Origin of the sequence: Avibacterium sp. 21-595 (assembly GCF_023611905.1) — a bacterium.
Classification (GTDB): Bacteria; Pseudomonadota; Gammaproteobacteria; order Enterobacterales; family Pasteurellaceae; genus Avibacterium.
This window is the reverse complement of record NZ_CP091455.1, coordinates 1,029,365-1,047,304: the sequence shown is the minus strand read 5'-3', so window position 1 is coordinate 1,047,304 and position 17,940 is coordinate 1,029,365. Positions and strand designations below refer to the sequence as shown.

The 17,940-nt window shown below is 40.2% G+C and carries 14 protein-coding genes; 7 read left to right on the top strand and 7 right to left on the bottom strand.

Annotated elements, in window-relative coordinates; translation table 11 throughout:
• Positions 1-43: 43 nt before the first annotated feature.
• On the top strand, positions 44-1,132 hold the full coding sequence (locus L4F92_RS04880) for a metallophosphoesterase (RefSeq protein ID WP_250364422.1): 1,089 nt from the start codon (positions 44-46) through the stop codon (positions 1,130-1,132).
• 9 nt (positions 1,133-1,141) lie between these two features.
• Positions 1,142-2,191 carry an ABC transporter substrate-binding protein gene (locus tag L4F92_RS04875; protein ID WP_250350079.1) on the top strand — a complete coding sequence of 350 codons (1,050 nt, stop codon included), beginning with the start codon at positions 1,142-1,144 and terminating at the stop codon, positions 2,189-2,191.
• 46 nt (positions 2,192-2,237) lie between these two features.
• Here L4F92_RS04875 and metC read toward each other — a convergent pair whose 3' ends face one another.
• On the bottom strand, positions 2,238-3,431 hold the full coding sequence (gene metC, locus L4F92_RS04870) for a cystathionine beta-lyase (protein ID WP_250350078.1): 1,194 nt from the start codon (positions 3,429-3,431) through the stop codon (positions 2,238-2,240).
• A gap of 157 nt (positions 3,432-3,588) precedes the next feature.
• Between metC and L4F92_RS04865 the strand changes: the two genes are divergently transcribed.
• The 4 genes from L4F92_RS04865 to L4F92_RS04850 all read left to right on the top strand — a co-directional run bounded on the left by L4F92_RS04865 (position 3,589) and on the right by L4F92_RS04850 (position 8,898).
• Entirely contained in the window at positions 3,589-4,191 is a 603-nt protein-coding gene (locus tag L4F92_RS04865; RefSeq protein ID WP_250350077.1) for a peroxiredoxin C, read from the top strand.
• 405 nt (positions 4,192-4,596) lie between these two features.
• Positions 4,597-5,598, top strand: coding sequence for an HTH-type transcriptional repressor PurR (gene purR, locus L4F92_RS04860; protein WP_250350076.1), 1,002 nt, complete (start codon positions 4,597-4,599; stop codon positions 5,596-5,598).
• A gap of 219 nt (positions 5,599-5,817) precedes the next feature.
• The gene (gene ppc, locus L4F92_RS04855; RefSeq protein WP_250364421.1) at positions 5,818-8,457 is read left to right on the top strand and encodes a phosphoenolpyruvate carboxylase; all 2,640 of its coding nucleotides are present in this window, start codon (positions 5,818-5,820) and stop codon (positions 8,455-8,457) included.
• A gap of 117 nt (positions 8,458-8,574) precedes the next feature.
• Positions 8,575-8,898, top strand: a complete 324-nt coding sequence (locus tag L4F92_RS04850; protein ID WP_250350074.1) for an HI1450 family dsDNA-mimic protein — start codon at positions 8,575-8,577, stop codon at positions 8,896-8,898.
• Positions 8,899-9,003: 105 nt separating this feature from the next.
• On the opposite strand, the gene L4F92_RS04845 is transcribed toward L4F92_RS04850, so the two are convergent.
• The 6 genes from L4F92_RS04845 to L4F92_RS04820 form a co-directional block, all read right to left on the bottom strand.
• Entirely contained in the window at positions 9,004-10,392 is a 1,389-nt protein-coding gene (locus L4F92_RS04845) for a glucose/sorbosone family PQQ-dependent dehydrogenase (protein ID WP_250364420.1), read from the bottom strand.
• A gap of 172 nt (positions 10,393-10,564) precedes the next feature.
• Complete coding sequence (pgi, locus tag L4F92_RS04840) at positions 10,565-12,211, bottom strand: glucose-6-phosphate isomerase (protein WP_250364419.1); 1,647 nt, start codon at positions 12,209-12,211, stop codon at positions 10,565-10,567.
• Positions 12,212-12,244: 33 nt separating this feature from the next.
• Complete coding sequence (gene alr / locus L4F92_RS04835) at positions 12,245-13,330, bottom strand: alanine racemase (RefSeq protein WP_250364418.1); 1,086 nt, start codon at positions 13,328-13,330, stop codon at positions 12,245-12,247.
• A gap of 5 nt (positions 13,331-13,335) precedes the next feature.
• Complete coding sequence (locus tag L4F92_RS04830) at positions 13,336-14,739, bottom strand: replicative DNA helicase (protein WP_250364417.1); 1,404 nt, start codon at positions 14,737-14,739, stop codon at positions 13,336-13,338.
• Between the two features lie 184 nt (positions 14,740-14,923).
• A complete protein-coding gene (locus tag L4F92_RS04825; protein ID WP_250364416.1) occupies positions 14,924-15,385 on the bottom strand; it encodes a glycine zipper 2TM domain-containing protein in 462 nt (153 codons plus the stop codon).
• A gap of 42 nt (positions 15,386-15,427) precedes the next feature.
• Positions 15,428-16,003, bottom strand: a complete 576-nt coding sequence (locus L4F92_RS04820) for a VOC family protein (protein ID WP_250364415.1) — start codon at positions 16,001-16,003, stop codon at positions 15,428-15,430.
• Positions 16,004-16,092: 89 nt separating this feature from the next.
• Here L4F92_RS04820 and argS point away from each other — a divergent pair, with 89 nt between their 5' ends.
• The gene (gene argS, locus L4F92_RS04815) at positions 16,093-17,826 is read left to right on the top strand and encodes an arginine--tRNA ligase (protein WP_250364414.1); all 1,734 of its coding nucleotides are present in this window, start codon (positions 16,093-16,095) and stop codon (positions 17,824-17,826) included.
• Positions 17,827-17,940: the final 114 nt, after the last annotated feature.

Here is a 17,940-nt window from a genome sequence, read left to right as displayed (position 1 = left end):
TAACCGCACTTTATGATTTTTTACGTTAGGAAAGCTGTTCATAATGCGATACCAGATTATTTTCGCAATTTGTATTATTTTCTTACAATGTTTTATTTATATTTTTAACCGCACCCTTTCTTGGCTTTATTTGCAAAATGCCAGTCCTGTTTGTCGTAAAATTTTCACCCTGAGTACTTATCTCGCTGCAAACAGTATTATTTTGCTCACTGTCTCGCGTATTTACCCGATGTTTCGCACTAGTGCTTTTATTTTGGCATTTTTGCTTTTTGCCAGCTTTGTCAGCTTAGCCTGTGTAGCTATTTACTTTATCTTTAGAAAACAAAAATTTAAGCCAAAATTGCACCGCACCTTAGCTTGGCTTTATCCTGTTGGTTTAATCAGTTTGATTGGATTGAGCGTCTATAATGCTTACACGCCACAAGTCATTCATTATCAAATTACCTTGGATAAACCTTTCAAACCCTTGCGTATTGGAATGGCGAGTGATTTTCACCTTGGACGATTATTTGGTGGCAAACAATTGGATAAGCTGGCTGAAATAATGAACGAGCAAAAAGTCGATATTATTTTACTCCCGGGCGATATTATGGATGATAATATTCGCGCTTATGTCGCAGAAAAAATGCGACCGCATCTTGCTCAATTACACGCCCCGCTTGGCGTTTATGCCACCTTAGGTAACCACGATTTCTTTGGACAACAGCAGGCGATTGCCAACGAAATTCGTCAAGCTGGTATTACGGTTCTGATGGATCAAGCAGTGCAAGTAGATAATCGTTTTGTGCTGATTGGGCGTAATGATGATTTATTTAAAGCGCGTCCAAAAACCAAAGATATAATTAATCGCTTAAATACCCATTTACCTATTTTTCTATTGGATCACCGTCCAACAGAAATTATGGCACATTCAACCTTACCTATTGATATTCAGGTTTCAGGCCACGCACATAAAGGACAAATCTTTCCAGCAAATTTAATCACAAAGGTGTTATATCGTTTAGATTACGGTTATGAGAAAATTGGCAACGGGCATTTTTTCGTTACTTCAGGTTATGGATTTTGGGGAATTCCAATGCGATTGGGATCGCAATCGGAAGTGTTTATTATTGATGTAAAAGGAAAAGAATAGGGCGTGAGAATGAACTTTCTAAATAAAAATTTAAGTAAAATTTACACCGCACTTTGTTTAGGCTCGGCAACGCTGTTTTCCAATGCCGTTCAGGCCGAAGGCAAGCTCACCGTCTATTGTAGTGTGCAAAGTACGACTTGTGAGAAAATCACGCAGGCTTTTAGTAAGAAGTATCATGTGCAAACTCAATTTGTACGTAATAGTACAGGGGCGACCTTATCCAAGTTAAAAGCAGAACAACACAATCCGCAAGCGGATGTTTGGTACGGCGGTACGATTGAATTACATTATCAAGCTGGCGATCTGGGTTTACTCAGCCCTTATCGTTCACCAATGCAAGCTGAAACAATGCCACAATTTAAAGCATTGTTAGATAAAAAAGGCGATCTGACGTCTATTTTATATATGCTCGTACTTGGTTTTGGTGTAAATACTGAAAAATTTGCTGAGCTAGGCATTAAAGACTATCCAAAATGTTGGAAAGATTTGCTTGATCCCCGCTTAAAAGGACGAATTCAAGTACCAGATCCTCAACTTTCCGGCACGACTTATACAGCGATTGTTACGCTGATTGAATTACTCGGTGAAGAAAAAGCCTTTGCCTATCTAAAACAGTTAGATAAAAATGTTTCTCAATATATGAAGAGCAATCAAGTTACCAGTAATTTAGCACGCGGTGAAAGTGCGGTCAGTGTTGGGTTCGTGCATAGTTATGCCACCGAGAAAGAAAATGGCGCACCAGTGGAAGCCATTTTGCCTTGTGAGGGTGATAGTTATTCCCTTGGTGGATTAAGCATTATTAAAGGCGCAAGAAACTTGGATAACGCAAAATTATTTGTAGATTGGGCATTATCTAAAGAGGCACAAGAAATTCCTTGGCGTGAGGCTGGGGTTTATCAAATTCCAACTAATGTGAATGCGCAAGCTTCACCCAAATCAGTTGATCCTAAAACCTTGAAGCTGATCAATATTGATTTTGACCGTTTTGGTTCGGCAGAAGAAGGCAAACGCTTAGTCAATAAATGGGTGCAAGAAATTAAATTGAAAAAAGAAAATTAACTTTTCGCAAAAAAATGACCCCACTTTTAATGTGGGGTCAGGCATTTTAACCTTTCAAACGTTCAAAGCCCGCTTTCAAATCAGCGATTAAATCTTCAACTTCTTCAAAACCAATATGCACACGGATTAATGTGCCAGTCAGTTTTCTATCAATATTAGGGCGAATTTTAGCAATCTCTTCTGGTTGATTATATAAAATTAATGACTCAAATCCTCCCCAAGAATACGCCATTGAAAACAGTTCAAAATGATCCATAAAGCGTTCTAATTGTTCTTGTGTTAATTTCTCTTTTAGTTCAAAAGAAAATAACCCGCTGGCACCCGTGAAATCACGCTTAAAGTTTTCGTGTCCCGGACAGCTTGCTAAAGCTGGGTGATAGACCGCTTTTACTTCAGGCTGTTGAGCTAACCATTGCGCAACTTTTATGCTGTTTTCTTGATGTTGTTTTAGGCGAACCGCTAAGGTACGAATACCCCGTGCGGTAACATAGGCGGTATCTGCATCCACCATTTGCCCCATTAAATAAGAATGTTCACGCAATTTATCCCAACAACGGGCGTTAGATACCGCAGTGCCGATCATTGCATCAGAATGCCCTACTAAATATTTCGTCCCCGCTTGGATAGAAATATCAATATCGTGTTCCAGCGCCTTAAATAACACGCCCGCCGCCCAAGTATTATCAATCATAATCACGACATCAGGATTAACCGCACGCACAGCTTTTACAATCGCAGGAATATCAGGCACTTCCATTGTCAGTGAGCTTGGCGATTCTAAGAACACTACTTTGGTATTTGGTTGCATTAAATTGGCAATTTCAGCCCCCATCAGCGGATCATAATAGGTGGTACTTACCCCCATTTTTTGCAAAATCACGTTGCAGAACACTTGCGTTGGCTCATAAGCCGCACCTGTCATCAAAATATGATCACCGGTTGCCACAAAAGAAAGAATGGTATTGGTTACCGCAGCAGCCCCACAAGGGTAAAGATAACAGCCTGCCCCACCTTCTAATTCACACATTAAATCTTGCAAGGCAAAATGAGTGAGCGTACCGCGACGTCCATAATATAATGCGCCTTTAGTGAGGTTTTTGCCGGCTTCTTTTTTATCCGCTAAGCAATCAAAAACTAAAGAAGAGGCACGCTGAATCACAGGATTCACACTGCCTTGCGTCATTCTCTTTTTGCGTCCAGCGTGGACAAAGGTGGTGTTCGATGTAGTATTTGCTTTCATACATTTTCCTTACTTTTATTAAATTTAGGTAAAAATAATCAATTTAATAGATAAAAACAGTTATTCAAGTGTGGTGCTTTTCTTTAGAATATTTCCTGATTTACGCTTATTGTTGTTTAAGCATATCTATCATTAATTTTTATAGGAGATTTTTACTATGGTATTAGTAACTCGTCAAGCACCAGATTTTACTGCATCCGCTGTATTAGGCAACGGTGAAATTGTTGATAATTTTAACTTAAAAAAACACATCGAAGGTAAACCAGCAGTTATCTTCTTCTGGCCTTTAGATTTCACTTTTGTATGTCCATCTGAAATCATCGCATTCGATCACCGTTATCAAGAATTCAAAAACCGTGGTGTTGAAGTGGTTGGTGTTTCTATTGACTCTCAATTCACTCACAATGCGTGGCGTAAAACCTCTGTTGATGCAGGCGGTATCGGTGAAGTTCAATTTGCAATGGTTGCTGACGTTAAACACGAGATTGCTCAAGCATACGGTATTGAACACCCTGAAGCAGGCGTTGCACTTCGTGCTTCATTCTTAATTGACAAAGATGGCGTTGTTCGTCACCAAGTTGTAAACGATCTTCCACTTGGTCGTAACATTGACGAAATGATCCGTATGGTTGATGCGTTACAATTCCACGAAGAACACGGTGAAGTTTGCCCAGCACAATGGGAAAAAGGCAAAGAAGGAATGACCGGCAGCCCTGAAGGCGTTGCAAAATACTTAAAACAAAACGCAGATAAACTTTAATCTATTACTTGTTTAGCTTTATTTTCAATTTAATTTAGGAACTGGAAACTCACTAAGGTGAGTTCTCTTTACCTAAGGAACTTTTATAAAAACAATGCGTTATAAAAAAAGCTAAGTTTTCTAAACTTAGCTTTTTCTTTTAAATCAACTCATTAAAAAATTGATGAGGCAAGCGTTAGGATCACGCCTAAAGATAGCACAACCATCATCATTGCATAACCAAATGTACCCATAATTTACTCCTAAAAGTTGATAAAACTTGTCGGGATTATAGCAAAATTGTGAAAAAAAGAAACTTTCTTAAGTAAACAGGAAAAAGCTGTGATGAAGTGCAAATTTTTTCGCAATAACCCTTAACAATTCGATTTCGCCCTTTATAATAGCCAAAATTTTTTCGGAGGAATTATGGCAACAATTAAAGATGTGGCAAAAATGGCGGGCGTGTCCACCACGACGGTATCCCACGTAATTAATAAAACGCGCTTTGTTGCACCTGAAACAGAAAAGCAAGTACGTGAGGCGATTCAAGCACTCAATTATTCACCCAGTGCGGTAGCGAGAAGTTTGAAAGTCAATACCACAAAATCAATTGGTATGATCGTAACCACCAGTGAAGCCCCTTATTTTGCTGAAATTATTCACGCCGTTGAAGAGCATTGCTATCGCCAAGGCTATTCATTATTTTTATGCAATACCCAAAATGAGCCAGAAAAAATTAAAAATCACCTTGAAATGCTTGCTAAAAAACGCGTAGATGGGGTGTTAGTGATGTGTGCAGAATACACGCAAGATTCCCTCGATCTGCTGGCAAATTTCACCGATATTCCAATGGTAGTAATGGATTGGGGACCAAATAATCAAAATACAGATATTATTCAAGACAACAGCTTTGAAGGTGGCTATATGGCAACCAAATATCTGATTGATAATGGGCATAAAGCCATTGGTATCATTGCAGGTGAATTAATTAAAACCACGGCTAAAACACGTTATGAAGGTTTTGTTAAAGCAATGACAGAGGCTAATTTGCCAATTAATCCCGATTGGGTAATGGAAGGTTTTTTTGAGCCAGAAGATGGCTATGAATGTATGAATAAAATCTTAAAGCAAGCACACTTACCTAGCGCGGTATTCTGTTGCAATGATGTAATGGCATTAGGTGCAATCTCCGCCATTGGAGAAAAAGGACTGAAAGTGCCTGATGATATTTCTATTATTGGCTATGACAATATTCACGCCTCGCGTTTTTATTCACCGCCACTTACCACAATACACCAGTCTAAATCTCGTTTAGGCGCACAAGCGGTGAATTTATTATTCCAACGCATTAGTGATAAATCCGGTCAGCACCAAATTATCGAAATGCACCCTGAATTAGTCGTTCGCAGTTCAGTTAAACAATTATAATTCATCTCCTGCCCGTTACTATAACGGGCAATTTTTTAGACTAAATTTTAACAAATTACTAACATTATTAGATTTCATATAAAAAAAGATAAAAAATTCATAAAAAAACCACCGCACTTTTGATTTATATTATTTTTTATCTTTTAAATAATTGACCTTTCTCCCTATTTTTGATTATATCTATCACAGAAAACGAATTTATTTTTTTGTGAGGTGCTTATGATCCAACAATACACAACACTGCGTAACAACATCAATATGCTTGGGCATTTCTTGGGCGAAACCATTAGTGATGCACAAGGTAGTGATATTCTTGACTTAATTGAAAATATTCGTGTGTTATCACGCAATTCCCGTGCGGGTGATGAAAAAGCACGCCAGCAGCTACTTGATACCCTTGCGACAATTTCTGATGAAAACATTATTCCTGTCGCGAGAGCCTTCAGCCATTTTTTGAACTTAACCAATATTGCTGAACAATACCAAACAATTTCTCGTCAGCATATTGACCAAGAATCTTCCGATCGCACGTTAGAAGCCTTATTTCAACGTTTAAAAGCACAAAATGTTCCTGTTGAGAAAGTCCTTGATGCGGTACAAAAACTGATTATTGAATTGGTGCTTACCGCTCACCCAACCGAGGTAACACGCCGCTCGCTCGGGCATAAACACGTCGAAATCAACCGCTGCTTAAGCCGTTTAGAACACGATGATTTAACTGAAGCCGAAACCACCAAACTTAAACGCCGTTTAATGCAGCTGATTGCCCTCGCTTGGCATACGAATGAAATTCGTACCCAACGCCCAACCCCTGTTGATGAAGCCAAAGCAGGGATGGCGGTGATTGAAAATAGCCTATGGAAAGCAGTGCCAGAATTTTGTCGCCTATTTAATTTTCATTTAGAAAAAAACTTTGCGGTGCAATTACCGGTGGATCTTGCTCCAGTGCGTTTTTCTTCTTGGATGGGTGGGGATCGTGATGGTAACCCATTTGTGACTGCCCAAACGACTCGCCAAGTGTTACTAATGAATCGCTGGAAAGCAGCTGAATTATTTTTAGAAGATATCAAAGCCTTAGCCGATGAACTTTCTGTAATTCAATGTACGCCTGAATTTCGCGCTAAATATGGCGATCACTTAGAGCCTTATCGATTTGTCATCAAACAATTGCGTAGCAAATTGATCAAAACGGTGGCCTATTATGGCGATCAACTAGAAGGCAAAATCCCTGCTGTTGCGTCAGAAGAATGTTTAACTGATGATGAACAGCTTTGGGAACCACTTTATGACTGCTATCAATCTCTCCATCAATGTGGTATGCGAATTATTGCAAATGGGGCATTACTTGATTGCTTACGCCGTATTCGTTGCTTTGGCTTATCGCTTTCTCGCCTTGATATTCGCCAAGAAAGCACAAGACATAGCGATGCCATTGCGGAAATCACCCGTTATATTGGTTTAGGTGATTATTCACAATGGACAGAAGATGACAAACAAGCTTTCTTAATTCGTGAACTCAGTTCACGCCGTCCACTCTTACCGCGCGATTGGAAACCTTCTGCAGAAACGCAAGAAGTGCTAGATACCTGTAAAGTGATTGCAGAACAATCCGAAGGCGTGATTTCTTGCTATATTATTTCAATGGCGCGTACTGCTTCCGATGTACTTGCCGTGCATTTATTGCTAAAAGAAGCTGGTGTACCTTACCACTTACCTGTTGTACCGTTATTTGAAACATTAGATGATTTAGACGCCTCCGAAGAGGTGATGCGTCAATTATTCAATATCGGCTGGTATCGTGGGGTCATCAATAATAAACAAATGGTGATGATTGGCTATTCCGACAGTGCAAAAGATGCGGGAATGATGGCCGCTTCTTGGGCGCAATATCGTGCGCAAGAACAACTCGTCAATTTATGTGAAGAATTAGGCATCGAACTTACCCTATTCCACGGGCGTGGCGGTACCATTGGACGAGGGGGCGCACCTGCACACGCGGCGCTTCTTTCTCAACCGCCGCGTTCCTTAAAAAATGGTTTACGTGTAACCGAACAAGGAGAAATGATCCGCTTTAAACTTGGTCTCTCTGCGGTGGCAGTAGGCAGTTTAGATCTTTACGCAAGTGCTATTTTAGAAGCCAATTTATTACCCCCACCAGAACCTAAAACGGCTTGGCGTGAAGTAATGGATGAGCTTTCTCGCACATCTTGCGATATTTATCGTCGCGTGGTACGTGGCGATAAAGATTTTGTGCCATATTTCCGCTCTGCGACACCAGAACAAGAACTATCAAAATTACCATTGGGTTCACGCCCAGCGAAACGCAATCCTAATGGAGGCGTGGAAAGTCTGCGTGCGATTCCTTGGATTTTCGCTTGGATGCAAAACCGCTTAATGCTACCTGCTTGGCTTGGTGCAGGGGCTTCAGTACGACTTGCTATTGAGCAAGGTAAAGGCAATATTATTGAAGAAATGTGTAAACAATGGCCATTTTTCTCAACACGGATTGGTATGTTAGAAATGGTGTTCAGTAAAACCGATACTTGGCTTTCTGAACACTATGATCAACACCTGGTGAAACCTGAATTATGGTATTTAGGGCAATCTTTACGCGAACAATTAAACGCTGATATTCAAACAATTCTCTCTTTATCGCACGAAGATCAATTAATGTCCGATCTCCCTTGGATTGCAGAATCTATTGCTTTGCGTAATATTTACACTGATCCACTCAACTTATTACAAGTGGAATTATTACGCCGTTTGCGTGAAAATCCTGAAAACCCAAATCCTGATGTTGAGCAAGCCTTGATGATCACCATTACAGGTATTGCCGCTGGAATGCGTAATACTGGTTAAACGCGAGTATCGCCCAAAAGATAAAAGGCAAAGTGCGGTAAAAAATTACCGCACTTTTTCTTTCCTGATTATTCTTATGCTATGATACGCACTCTTTTCAAACAAATAAAAAAACCAATGACAGAACAAATAAAAAAACTCGATCCTGATACGGCTATTGATATTGCCTATGACATCTTCCTTGAAATGGCCGGAGAGAACCTTGATCCTGCGGATATTGTTCTCTTCAATTTACAATTTGAAGAACGCGGTGCGGTTGAATTTGTCGAAACGGCAGAAGATTGGGAAGAAGAAATCGGCGTATTGATTGATCCTGATGAATATGCTGAAGTTTGGATCGGCTTAGTTAATGCGCAAGATGAAATGGACGATATTTTTGCCAAGTTCCTCATTTCCCACCAAGAAGAAGATCGTCAATATCATATTATTTGGAAAAAATAATCCCGATAAAAAGTGCGGTGAAAAATCACCGCACTTTTACTATTTAACCACAGTCTGATCTGTACTCGAAAAACTGGATACCTAATTTAAGGTACAGATCAGCCATTATTGCCCTATATATTCAAAGACAATAATTGAACCAGGATTTGCCATTTTTGAGGTTGGTGTGTCATCTAATTGACGGCCATTTCCCATATTATCTGTTACCACATAAATTTTACGGGTATCTGGGCTAACTAAAGCATTGCGATAGCGGTTTGCACTGGTGAAATATTTTGCCGTATCCCCTTGCACATTACTCGAATCTTCATTCATTTTTACTTGATAGATTGCCCCACTCTTATAGGTTGCTAATAATAATGAATTACGGAACTCTGGAATAACGCCATCTTTCGGATAATATACCGCATTACCCGGTGCAATTGTTGGCCAGCAAATATAAGCCAGTTTTCCACAAGTGGCGTTAGTGTAATTGTAGTCATTATTCACCGTGAAGAATGTTTTGACAGGATCAATCACAGGTTCTTTGTAATCCGTTTCTTTTTGTGTTGGCACGCCTTCAGGAATCACATTGGGATCATATTTCACGCTCGGGCAATTTACCGCAGCAGAATAATTTGCATAAACATAAGCTAAATCATCTTTAAATCCCGCAACGTGTGGCCAGCCATAATTTCCACCTGCTTCAAGTTTGTTCAATTCATCATCGCTTGAAGGGCCTTGTTCTGTACTATAAAGATGATTTCCTACCCATACTAAACCTTGTGGATTACGGTGTCCGTAGGTATAAACGTGGCTTTTCACCCCTTTAATGACAGGGTTATCATCAGGAATTGAGCCATCTTTGTTAAGGCGCAAGGTTTTTCCGTTATAAGCTTGGTAGTCGTGGTTTTTTACCTGTTCTGCTGTCGGCAATTTTTGTGAAGTAATTTCATCGCAAACGTGTTTACCTTGGTTATAGCCTAAATCGCCCGTGGTGTAATAAAGTTTGCCATCTGGGCCAAATTTAATGCGTCCTGCATTGTGATCAACACCTGCAATAATATGGTCAATGACAATTTTCTCATCACCTAATTTGTTGACTTTCCCATCATAGGTTAAACGTACAATACGGGCGAATTTTTTCTCGCCATCCACATAAGTATAAGCCGCATAAGCATAAGGTTCACCTGCATCAAAATTTGGATCTAAGGCTAACCCTAAAACACCTTGATGTGGGAATTTTTCATAGGCATTGGCAAAATGGTACAACACGCTTTTCTCGCCCGTTTTGGGATCAATGCTCACGATATTTCTGCCTGCACGTTCTGTTAGCCAAAGTTGCTCTTTCGGCCCCCAGATCATCTCCCAACCGCCATCAACCTTATCGGTTAATACTGTTGCTTCAAAATGTGAACCAAAATCCACCTTCCCATCTTTACTCACCACATCAATGGCATTTGCGCTAGTTGTCGCAAATACAAATAATGCACCAGCAAATGCTAGTTTTTTCATTCTATTCTCCTATTGTTCTTCTTGATGTTAAAAAGCGAGCGGATTATATAAGACGAAGAAAAATAGCGATACCTATTATTAGAAAAGGTGTTTTTACTTTTGAGAAAAATTTTGTTGAAACAAAAAGTGCGGTGGAAAATTACCGCACTTTTATTTACCCTTTAGGAAAAAATTAACGCCACGCTTTATATTGGTTGATTAAACCATTGGTTGAGCTGTCGTGGCTGGTGATTTCGCTGTTGTTTTCAAGCTCTGGTAAAATGCGATTAGCAAGCTGTTTGCCAAGTTCTACTCCCCATTGGTCAAAGCTGAAAATATTGAAGATCACACCTTGAGTGAAGATTTTGTGTTCATACATTGCAATTAATGCCCCCAAGCTAAATGGCGTGATTTTTTGCAATAAAATTGAGTTGGTTGGTTTGTTACCAGTAAACACTTTAAATGGCACAATCTCTTTCACTTCATCAAGGGATTTACCTGCTTTCACAAATTCTGCTTCGACCTCTTCTTTTGTTTTACCAAACGCCAGTGCTTCCGTTTGTGCAAAGAAATTAGACAATAATTTCAGATGGTGATCTGAAAGTGGATTATGAGTTTGTGCTGGGGCAATAAAATCACAAGGAATTAAAATTTTACCTTGGTGAATTAATTGATAGAACGCGTGTTGTCCGTTTGTACCCGGTTCCCCCCAGATAATTGGACCTGTTTGGTAATCGACCACTTTACCATCACGCCCTACATATTTTCCGTTTGATTCCATATTACCTTGTTGGAAATAGGCGGCAAAGCGGTGTAAATATTGGTCATAAGGCAAAATAGCTTCTGTTTGCGCGCCAAGGAAATTGGTGTTCCATAAGCCCACTAAAGCTAATGTTGCAGGAATATTTTCTGCAAGCGGCGCATTGCGGAAATGTTTATCCATTTCGTGCGCCCCCGATAACAAGGCTTCAAAGTTTTCAAAGCCGATAGAAAGGGCGATAGATAAGCCAATCGCTGACCATAAGGAATAGCGTCCGCCAACCCAGTCCCAAAATTCAAACATATTTGCCGTATCAATGCCGAATTTTTCTACTTCTTTTGCGTTAGTTGAAAGTGCGGCGAAATGTTTTGCAATATGCGCTTCATCTTTCGCACTGGCTAAGAACCAATCACGCGCAGAATTTGCGTTGGTCATTGTTTCTTGCGTAGTGAAGGTTTTTGATGCGACTAGCACCAGCGTGGTTTCTGGATTCACTTTTTTCAATGTTTCAGCGATATGTGTGCCATCTACATTAGAGACAAAGTGCATTGTCAGGTGATTTTTGTAAGGGCGTAAGGCTTCGGTAACCATATAAGGTCCTAAATCTGAACCGCCGATACCAATATTAATCACATCGGTAATGGCTTTGCCTGTATAGCCTTTCCATTCCCCTGAAATAACACGATCGCAGAACGATTTCATTTTAGCAAGTACCGCATTCACCTCTGGCATCACATCTTTACCATCCACCAAAACAGGGGTATTTGAGCGATTACGCAATGCGGTGTGTAGCACAGCACGGTTTTCAGTGCGGTTAATTTTTTCCCCGCTGAACATCGCTTCCGTTGCGGCTTGCAAGCCACATTCTTCCGCTAATTGACGCAATAGTCCTAAGGTTTCTTGAGTAAGATTATTTTTTGAATAATCCACTAAAATATCCTGATTAAAGGTTAAAGAATAATCTTTAAAACGGTTAGGCTCTTGCGCAAATAATTGTTGAATAGTGGTTTCGCCCAGATTGTTTTTATGTTGTTCTAAGGCTTTCCACGCTTGCGTGCTGGTTGGGTTGATGTTTTTCATTTGAGTTTCCTTTTATTAAGTTTAATTAAAAAATTAATCAATATATTCCGTCAAAACTCGTGGGGTGAGTTTTGTTATTAATTCATAACTTAAAATGCCACTTATTGCTGCGATTTCTTCAATAGGTAATTCCTTACCCCATAAGATTACTTCGTCCCCCACTTGATCTTGGCTGTCTTGACCAAGATCCACAGTGAGCATATCCATTGATACCCTGCCCACAATTGGCACACGACGTCCATTAAGATAAACCGGAGTTCCTTGTGGCATATCTCTTGGATAGCCATCTCCATAGCCAATGGCAACAACACCAATTTTGGTATCTTGTTCGCTCACCCATTTTCCACCATATCCTACGGGTTCGCCTTTTTTATGATTACGCACTGCAATCAGCGATGAAGTGAGTGTCATCACAGGCATTAAGCCGTATTCTTGACTTGGTACGTTATTCGGTGAAATGCCATATAAAATAATGCCGGGACGAATCCAATCCAAATGCGCTTCAGGCCAAAATAAAATGCCTCCAGAGGCGGCAATACTACGCTCCCCTACTCTATTTTTCGTCGCTTGAAGAAATGCGTTAAGTTGCTTTTGGGTGTAATCTGATTCTAATTCATCGGCACAGCTAAAATGACTCACAAAACCAAAGTGCGGTTCAATATTTGGACATTTTTCAAGCGCTTGGCAAAATGTCTCTACTTCCTCTAACGCGACACCAAGGCGGTGCATTCCCGTGTCTATTTTGAGCCAAACGTTAATTGGGTTGGGTAAATTGGCTTGCTGTAAGGAATTTAACTGCTCTTCGTTATGCACGATAGTTTGGATATTATTGACGGCAATAATCGGTAGATCTTTCGCGCGGAAAAAGCCTTCTAATAATAAAATGGGCTTTGTAATCCCATTTGAACGTAATGTGAGTGCTTCTTCTAAGCGCGCAACGCCAAAACAATCGACAAATTCTTCCAACACGGAGGCGACAAACGCCACACCGTGTCCATAAGCATTAGCTTTAACGACGGCAATCACTTTGCTATGTGGTGCTTTTTGTTTGATCACCCCAATATTATGTTTTAATGCCTGTGAGCTAATTTTTGCCGTAGCGGGTTTTACATCAATCATAATGCCTACTCGTAAGAATAATCAGGTTGATCTTTCAGGTTGTCAAAACGAGAAAATTGTCCGTTAAATTTTAACCGCACTTTACCAATCGGGCCATTACGTTGCTTACCGATAATAATTTCTGCAATGCCTTTCTCTTCCGAATTATCGTTATACACTTCATCGCGGTAAATAAACATAATCAAATCCGCATCCTGCTCAATAGATCCTGACTCACGCAAATCTGAGTTTACAGGACGTTTATCCGCACGGTTTTCCAAGGTACGGTTAAGCTGTGAAAGAGCAATAACGGGGACTTCCAACTCTTTTGCTAAGGCTTTCAAAGAACGCGAAATTTCTGCAATTTCCAAGGTACGGTTATCGGAAAACGCGGGCGCACGCATTAACTGCAAATAATCCACCATAATCAGGCTCAGCCCGCTGTGTTCGCGATACACGCGTCTCGCACGCGAACGCAATTCAGTGGGCGTTAGCCCTGAAGAATCATCAATATACAAATTGGGGTTTTTCCTAAATATCCCTAAGGTGCTGGCAATTTTCGCCCAATCCCCTTCATCTAGACCTTGTCCAGTCCGAATTTTCGTTTGATCCACCCGGGAAAGAGAAGCCAAAGAACGCATCATAATTTGCTCTGAAGGCATCTCTAAACTAAAGACCAACACAGGTTTATCACTGGCTAATGCAGCATTTTCACATAAATTCATCGCAAAGGTGGTTTTCCCCATAGAAGGGCGTGCGGCAACAATAATTAAATCCGAAGGCTGTAAGCCTGCGGTTTTGCGGTCTAAATCAATAAAGCCCGTCGTTACCCCTGTTACCCCATTATGGGTTTCGCTCATACTTAGCACTTCAATTTTATCAATGGTTTTATCCAAAATATCAATGATATTTTGCGGCCCTTCACTCGCCGTGGTACGCTTTTCTGCAATGCTGAACACTTCACGTTCGGCATCATCAAGAATTTCTTTTACATCTCGCCCTTTGGTTTGATAGCTCATTTCAGCAATTTTATTACTGGACGCGATAAGTTCACGCAAAATCGCTTTTTCTCGTACAATCTCGGCATAAGTCAGCACGTTCGCGGCACTTGGTGTATTTTTTGACAGTTCTGCTAAATAGGCAAAACCGCCCACTTCTTCGCTCACCCCTGCCGCTTTTAATGTTTCATCTAAGGTAAGAAGATCCACGGGTTTATTATTGCGGATCAAATTCATAATATGTTGAAAAATCAAACGATGCTCAAAGGTATAAAAATCCTCAGCAATAATGCGTTCAGAAACCGCATCCCAATGGGCATCTGTCAGCAACATACTGCCGATCACGGCTTGTTCTGCTTCAATGGAATGAGGGGGGATATTAATCTGCTCAACTTTTTTATCTTTTGAGTTTGAAGGGTATTGTTTCGCCATAAATCCGTTTTTGATTATGATAAAAATTTATGCCTATCATATACCAAATTGAGGTGAGAATTAAGAAAAAGAACAGTGAAATAGCGAAAATCCCCCAATAAAAATAAAAGGGAGAAATACATACGCTTAGGCGCAATAACAAAAAAGTGCGGTAAAAATTACCGCACTTTTTATGACAATCAAATTAGATGACCGACACATTAAGCTTTGAATCACCTACGATTTGAACTTTTGCTCCCGGAACAAATTTTTCATTGTATTTTTGTACAACCACAATTTGTTTACCATCATTTTTTCTGATCACCAATTCTTGCGCATTCACTTGGCTTGCTTTTTCTTCTACTTTGCTACCAATCACGGCACCCGCAATTGCGCCAACTGCCGTTGCAATCGCTTGACCTGTACCGCCACCAATGCCAGAACCCGCAATACCGCCAAGTACACCGCCACCAACAGTACCGATTACACCTTCATTTTCTGCTTGAATTTTCACCGCTCTTACAGAAACAATCGTACCATAGCTGATTGAGCGCGCTTCTTTTGCTTGTCCACCAGAATACACATCACCGCTGTAAATATCCTGATTTGCACAACCTACTAAGCCAATGCTCATTAAAATTGCTAATGCTAAACTCATTTTTTTCATAAGAAATACACCTTTATTTAACTTGTTATCTTTATTCCCTTATCAAGACGCCACAATCGTCTTAATATGATAAGGATGCACCTTAATGCAAGTGGAATGATCACAACTCACTGCAATTGAAGGGTTGGGGAGCCTTTCACCCTCTACCTTAGGTTCACTCACTTTGACGCTCACATCTGTCATTTTGTTCCATAAAAAATGCGAATTTATACGCTCAACCCACGCATTTGTCGTTTCTTTAGGCAAAAAAGGAATGACCGCTTCAATATGTTCCCACCCTTCTTGTGGATAATGTTTATTTTTCGGGAAAGGTAATTCAATGATCTGTACTTGCTGATTAGCAAAGGTTAATGGCGTATCTAATTGAATAAGATAGATTTTTCGCCCATTGACGATATTATCACTTAAAATTTCACCGCACGTTAATAACGCACTGAGCCAACGTTGTGCTGATTGCTCGCTGTTCACGCGCACCGCAAGGTGATCAATCACATAATCTTGCAACGGCAATGCCATTTTTTCCGCCAATCGTAAAATCTGCTGCTCAAATTTGGCAAATTCATCGTAGGAAAAGAAAGGGTTGTCAAAAAATGAAAAATTTTGTTCGCGACTTATCATTTTTTCCTGCTTTATCTTTGTCTTAATCCAGAAAGAACGGTATCATAGCGGATTATTTTATTTTCACAATTTAAAATTAAGGATAAACCGTGAATATTCAATCCATTTTATCTGACAAAATTAAGCACGCAATGATCCAAGCTGGGGCAGATGAACAATGCGAAGCCCTTGTGCGCCAATCCAACAAACCACAATTTGGCGATTATCAAGCAAACGGCATTATGGCTGCCGCAAAAAAATTGGGGCAAAATCCCCGTGAATTTGCACAAAACGTGCTAGAACATCTTAACCTCGAGCCTATTGCAAACAACATTGAAATTGCAGGCCCCGGCTTTATTAACATTTTTCTTTCCCCAACTTGGCTTGCGGATAATGTGCAAGTTGCCTTGAAAGACGATCATCTAGGCATTCACACCGATAAGAAAGAAACGATTGTTGCCGACTATTCTTCACCAAATGTAGCAAAAGAAATGCACGTCGGGCATTTGCGTTCGACCATTATTGGCGATTCGGTAGTGCGCACCCTTGAATTTTTAGGGCATAAGGTGATTCGTGCTAATCACGTTGGCGACTGGGGAACGCAGTTCGGTATGCTTATCGCCTATTTAGAAAAAATGGAAAATGAACACGCCAGCGAAATGGAATTGAGCGATTTAGAGGCCTTTTACCGTGCGGCGAAAGAACATTACGACAACGATGAAGCCTTTGCTGAAAAAGCGCGTAATTATGTAGTGAAATTACAAAGTGGCGATGAATACTGCCGCACAATGTGGAAAAAGTTGGTTGATATTACCATGCAACAAAACCAACGCAATTACGATCGCCTAAACGTTACCCTCACAGAAAAAGATGTGATGGGCGAAAGCCTATATAACCCAATGCTACCTGCTATTGTAGAAGATCTGAAAGCACAAGGACTTGCGGTGGAAGATGACGGCGCATTAGTAGTTTATCTTGATGAATTTAAAAACAAAGATGGCGATCCAATGGGTGTGATCGTGCAGAAAAAAGATGGCGGATTTTTATACACTACCACAGACATTGCCGCCGCCAAATATCGCTATGAAACCTTAAAAGCGGATCGTGCACTTGTATTTTCAGATACACGCCAAAGCCAACATATGCAACAAGCGTGGCTGATTACACGCAAGGCAGGTTATGTACCAGATAGCTTCCAATTAGAACATAAAAATTTCGGTATGATGCTAGGTAAAGATGGCAAGCCATTTAAAACACGTACTGGCGGAACCGTAAAATTAGCTGACCTCCTAGATGAAGCCATTGAGCGTGCCGATAAATTAATTAGCGAAAAAAGCACCGCACTTTCTGCAGAAGAAAAAGCGGCCGTGGTTGAAGCGGTGGGAATTGGTTCAGTGAAATATGCCGATCTGTCCAAAAACCGCACAACAGATTACGTATTTGATTGGGATAATATGCTCAGCTTTGAAGGCAACACCGCCCCTTATATGCAATATGCTTACACACGTATCCGTTCTATTTTCAATAAAGCAGGCATTAGCAGCGAACAACTTGCCGATGCGCCAATTAACATCATTGATGAAAAAGAACGTACCTTAGCCCTCAAATTACTTCAATTTGAAGAAGCAATCCAACAAGTGGCAAAAGAAGGTTCACCACATATTCTTTGTGCCTATCTTTATGAATTAGCCGGTGTCTTCTCAAGTTTCTACGAACATTGCCCAATTCTTAATAATGAAGATGAAGGAATAAAACTCAGCCGTTTGAAACTGGCATTACTCACAGAGAAAACCTTAAAGCAAGGATTAGATTTGCTGGGAATTAAAACTGTTGAGAAGATGTGATTTTACACGTCAAAAAATAAGCAGTCTTTATTGACTGCTTTTTTTGTTTCTACAAGAAAAAATATAAGTGCGGTATTTTTTCTCAAATTTTACTCAAATAATGTCTAATTAGCA